The organism is Flavobacterium sp., assembly GCF_049590715.1.
In the GTDB taxonomy this organism is placed as follows: Bacteria; Bacteroidota; Bacteroidia; order Flavobacteriales; family Flavobacteriaceae; genus Flavobacterium.
Genome location: NZ_JBAWDL010000200.1, coordinates 1 through 4,637 on the forward strand (window position 1 = coordinate 1; position 4,637 = coordinate 4,637).

At 33.9% G+C, this 4,637-nt stretch carries 5 protein-coding genes; 2 read left to right on the plus strand and 3 right to left on the minus strand.

The features are described 5' to 3' along the window. From WBQ70_RS08990 to WBQ70_RS09000, 3 genes are all read right to left on the minus strand, one after another. Positions 1–754, minus strand: a 754-nt coding sequence (locus WBQ70_RS08990; RefSeq protein ID WP_423913126.1) for a carboxypeptidase regulatory-like domain-containing protein, incomplete at its 3' end; no start/stop codon positions are given. A gap of 66 nt (positions 755–820) precedes the next feature. Continuing rightward, positions 821–1,750 carry a FecR family protein gene (locus WBQ70_RS08995; protein ID WP_423913129.1) on the minus strand — a complete coding sequence of 310 codons (930 nt, stop codon included), beginning with the start codon at positions 1,748–1,750 and terminating at the stop codon, positions 821–823. 198 nt (positions 1,751–1,948) lie between these two features. Continuing rightward, a complete protein-coding gene (locus WBQ70_RS09000; RefSeq protein WP_423913132.1) occupies positions 1,949–2,515 on the minus strand; it encodes an RNA polymerase sigma factor in 567 nt (188 codons plus the stop codon). 579 nt (positions 2,516–3,094) lie between these two features. On the opposite strand from WBQ70_RS09000, the gene WBQ70_RS09005 reads away from it, so the two are divergent. Next, complete coding sequence (locus WBQ70_RS09005) at positions 3,095–3,475, plus strand: single-stranded DNA-binding protein (RefSeq protein ID WP_423913134.1); 381 nt, start codon at positions 3,095–3,097, stop codon at positions 3,473–3,475. Positions 3,476–3,507: 32 nt separating this feature from the next. Then, positions 3,508–4,542, plus strand: coding sequence for a DUF932 domain-containing protein (locus WBQ70_RS09010; protein WP_423913136.1), 1,035 nt, complete (start codon positions 3,508–3,510; stop codon positions 4,540–4,542). Positions 4,543–4,637 lie beyond the last annotated feature (95 nt).

Consider the following 4,637-nt stretch of genomic DNA (forward strand, 5'->3'; position numbering starts at 1 on the left):
CTGTAATACGTTTCAATGTTGCTCCCACATCCTTATCAGGAGTTCTAGCTATTTGCTCGGCAGAAATACCATCGGAAAATTGCGCTGCTTTTTTTTGTTCTAAAAGCATCCCTTCAACCGAAGCCGTGGCTTTTTGATAGGTTTTTGTAATAACTACTTCTTTTAGAGATTCAGCATCTTCTTTTAATGCCACATTTAGTGGGGTAATATCATTTTCACTAACTTTAACGCCTGTAATTTTTTGAGTTTGAAAAGACACAAAACTAATCTCCAAAGTATAAGTTCCCGGTTCTAATGAAAAGGAGTAATTACCATCATTGTCCGTAATGGTAGAATATCCATTCTCAAGTATGCTAACAGTAGCTCCTGGCAAGGAAAGGGCGGTGTTATCAACGACCTTTCCCGTAATCTTTCCCGGTTTCTTAGGATTTGTTTTTTTATTTATAGCAATGTTATTTTCATTTCTCAGAAAATTAAGGTTGGTCAATACTTGTAAATTTTTTAATATTTCATCAATAGAAACATTTTTCTTTTGAAGTGTTATTTTAGGATCATCAAGATTAATATCTTTTTGATATATAAATTTATAAGGGGTTTGCGATTCTAAGCTTTTAATAATCTCTTTAGGTGCCGTATTTTTAAAATCTACGGAAACAGTGCCCGATTGCGCTCGCATAGTACTGGCTCCAATTAATAGACCCATGAATAAAATCCAGCTAGCAATAGATAATTGCTTGGAAATAATGTTGTTCATAATGAAAATTTTGTGTTTGTAATGTTTGATTATAAAAAGTGTACGGTTGCTTACACTAGTGTTTTTTTATTTGCTGATACTATAATGAATACTGTCCGTAGCTTTAATTTCTACTTCAACAGCAAAAGCCACTGTTTGTAACATTTTAACATAGCCTTGTCTTGCATCCAATGTTCCGCTTAATTTGAGTTTCTTTAAATTATCATTAGCGTACTGTACGTCAAAATGATGGAAAGACTGAAGCTGTACGATAACCTGATCTAGTGTCAAGCCATCTACATCCAACATCATTTTCTTCCATTCGGGTTCTAGTGTTTCTGTTTTTTGTTTTTGAAGCGTTTTCGTTTTTGGAGCCATTACCCCCGCATCTCCTTTTTCTAATAAGACAGTATTGTTTCTGCCATCTACTCTTACCTTACCAGTTCTAACCCTAACTTCGGGTGCCATTCCATCATAAGCTTTAATAGCAAAGGAAGTTCCTAAAACGGTAGTTTTGATTTCTCCTGAACGGATAACAAAGGGTTTTGATGGATCTCTTTTTACTTCAAAAAAAGCTTCCCCTTTTAGCGTCACACTTCTTTCATTACTCCCAAATTCTTTAGGATAACTGATTTCAGTATTCTCATTGACCCAAACGCGAGTACCATCCGGTAAGTGAAGAATACGAATGTCTTGTGGAAATGTTTTAGTAGCCACTATTCGGGTTTTGGAAAAAATAGGATTAAATACCACTTGGTAACTCCCAATAGACAAAAGAAACAAGACACTAGCGGCAGCCATCCATCGCTGACGACGTCTTTTCTTGAATACAGTGTTTTTTTCAATAGTATTCCACATCCGTGTTTTTGTCTCGTACGGCAGTATTCCTTGTTTGGGAATACTATCCCATTCTCTTTTTATATTGTTTTTACTTCCGTTTATTGACCCCATCTTCCTAAGTGTATTAACTATTTTTGAAAAAGCATTATTCGTATCAGTGCTTTCGTTTATATACATTAGATTTTAAAGGTTCAAAATATCACGGGGGGAAGCAAGCAATAATGTTTTGATAACAAACAAGAGGTGTTTGTAAATAAATTGTAAACTAAAAGAAGGAGAAATGATGTAGAAAAGCCATTTGTGTTTCTAGCAGTAACCAATTCTTTTACCAATAGTACAAACTGGTTAATTAGCAATACTAAAATAAAAAGGTCATCAAGAATGGACAGCGTACATAATGGCAAACCAGTATAACTCATGATGCTCAACAGCATTTTTCTTAAGGAATTGTACTGTTTTTGAAATTTGGTTGGCTACAGCACTCGATGACATATCCATTTTTAGTGCGATTTCCTTATGACTCAACTCTTCAAACGTATATAAATCAAATATTTTTCGCCTTCTTTCTGGGATCTGTTCCAAAAGAGATTCGATACTTTCCATTTTCGTATTCATGGACTCTTCTTCTGTATCCGTCCGATCCAAATCTTTTAGCAACTGTTTGTCTTCTACCGAAAAAATTCTGTTTTGCTTTTTATACCATCTTGAAATTTCTTGTTTGGAACTTTTAAAGAGAATGGATTCCAATTCGATTGTAGTGTCTAAAGCATTGCGGTACTTCCAGAGATGGATGAATACATTTTGGGTGACATCTTCTGCATCGGCAAGTTGTGTCGTGTATTTTTTTACAAAACTAAAAACTTTGAAATGATATAATTCATAGATTTCTTTAAAACAAGAATCATCTCCCTCGTGTAATCTTCGGACTAAATTAGTTTTCATGATGCGATTTGGAATTTGAAGAAAGGTGCAACAAAATTAGTCGAATAGACACTTTGATGCTTTCAGAAACTATTTATTTAATAATTTATTAATATTCTGAAATGCTTTTATTTGCTACTAAAAAGCTTTAACTATTCACTTTAAAGTTCTAAAAATCAAAACCTTGTAAACCGTTATAGAAAAACTAAAAAGTCATTTTAATTTTCTATAATTATAGAAATGTAGTCAAAAAAAAGAAGCAACAATGCTTTTAAAATCCCAAAAATAGAATGAAAAAGAATGGATTCTAGTATCAGCATTCTGTCAATTTTTCTATTTGTTGTGCTGATGCTATAAGTTAATTTCAAATCGAGTTTTCATTCGAAACGGACTAAAAGGGCAGCTAAGATAGTAGTGCCCCAATACGTCGTGCGCATAATGAGCTGCGTTTACTCTTGCTCCCCCTTCGGGACTTATAGCACTTTGTATTAGTTGCTCTACTAGCCTCTTGCTTTCTTTTTTTCCGTTTTTTCTTTTTAAACATTTTTTAGTAGAGACGGTCATAGAAAAATAAACAATAACGCTCAAAAACTTATAATTATGGAAATTACAGGAAGGCTTACAGCCCATGCAACAGTTCACAAAGTAAACAAAACCCAAGAGGTAGTCAATTTTAGTATAGCTATAAATGATGCCTACAAACCCAAAGGAAGTAACGAATTAAAAGAAGTAACCACTTTCATTAGTTGTTCGTATTGGTTGAACTCAAAAACTGCACAGGTACTTAAAAAAGGAACATTAGTACAATTATTTGGGCGCATTGGATTAAATGTGTATAGCAATGCTGAGGGAAAAGCTTTTGGCAATATCACTTTTCATACCAACAATATTAAAATTTTAGTTTTTGCTAAAAATAACAAAATAACGGGAATGAATAGCTCAGAAAATAAAAACGAACCTGCAGAGGATTTACCGTTTTAATTCATTTTTAATAATCTATAAATTTTAAAACCATGTCACATCAAATCAATTTCAACGAAAAATTAGGAAAACACAGTTTTATGAGTGTAAAAGAAAAAGCCTGGCACAATTTGGGGCAAATTGTGCAGGAATATCCAACCAGTGCTGAAGCAATTCATCATGCTGGATTGGATTATGAAGTAGAAAAAAGAAAATTATTGACACCAATTTCAGAACACACTGCAATAGAAGTACCTAATTATTTTAGCACCATAAGAACAGATACTAATACAGTTCTTGGTGTTGTAGGTAAAGAATATCAAATTGTTCAAAATATAGAAGCTTTTTCCTTTTTTGACAGTATTGTAAATGGGGATGGTATTTTATATGAAACCGCAGGTGCTTTGGGGAAAGGGGAACGTATTTTTATTACGGCTAAACTACCTGACTATATTCGAGTAGGAAAAGAAGACCTAATAGAAAAATACCTATTCTTAACAACTTCCCACGACGGAAGCGGTAGCATTACAGCCGCCTTTACTCCTATTCGTATTGTTTGCGCCAATACTCTTAACGCTGCCTTACGCACGCAAGCCAATAGCGTACGCATTCGTCACACTTCTAACGCTAAACAACGCTTGGAACAGGCACACAAAGTAATGGGCATATCAGACATCCTATCCCAACAAATGGAAACTATTTTTAATCAATGGACTAAAATTAAAATAGCGGATAAAGAGTTAAAAAAACTAATTCAATTGGCTTTAGTTCCCAACAAAGAAATCTTGAAAAAAATACAGGAAGACAAAGAAGAGCATTTTTCTACTTATTTTACTAATATGGTAGAATCAGCTTATGAATATGCTTTGTCTGACCCAACACAAGTAACGGACACGACTCAAGGAACTGTTTTTGGTGCCTATAATGCCGTTACTGGGTACTTTCAAAATATACGTAATTATAAAAATGAAGAAGCCAAATTACATTCTGTTTTAATGGGGGGAACTGCCCAAATAAAATCACAGTTTGCATTTAATCTATGTACAGATTATGCGTACAAGGGTAAAGAGGCTTTCTTGTTAAATTAATGCATCATAGATACAGGCATAAGAAATGCCTGTATCTATTTTTTAACTAATACTATCTTACATTAAATAAGGCGCCGCCCCGCCATTGTTCTTCC

Excerpts from the sequence above, each read along its gene's own strand:
- WBQ70_RS08995 (WP_423913129.1), bottom strand. The coding sequence starts at position 1,750 with ATGTATATAAACGAAAGCACTGATACGAATAATGCTTTTTCAAAAATA.
- WBQ70_RS09000 (WP_423913132.1), bottom strand. The coding sequence starts at position 2,515 with ATGAAAACTAATTTAGTCCGAAGATTACACGAGGGAGATGATTCTTGT.
- WBQ70_RS09005 (WP_423913134.1), top strand. The coding sequence starts at position 3,095 with ATGGAAATTACAGGAAGGCTTACAGCCCATGCAACAGTTCACAAAGTA.
- WBQ70_RS09010 (WP_423913136.1), top strand. The coding sequence starts at position 3,508 with ATGTCACATCAAATCAATTTCAACGAAAAATTAGGAAAACACAGTTTT.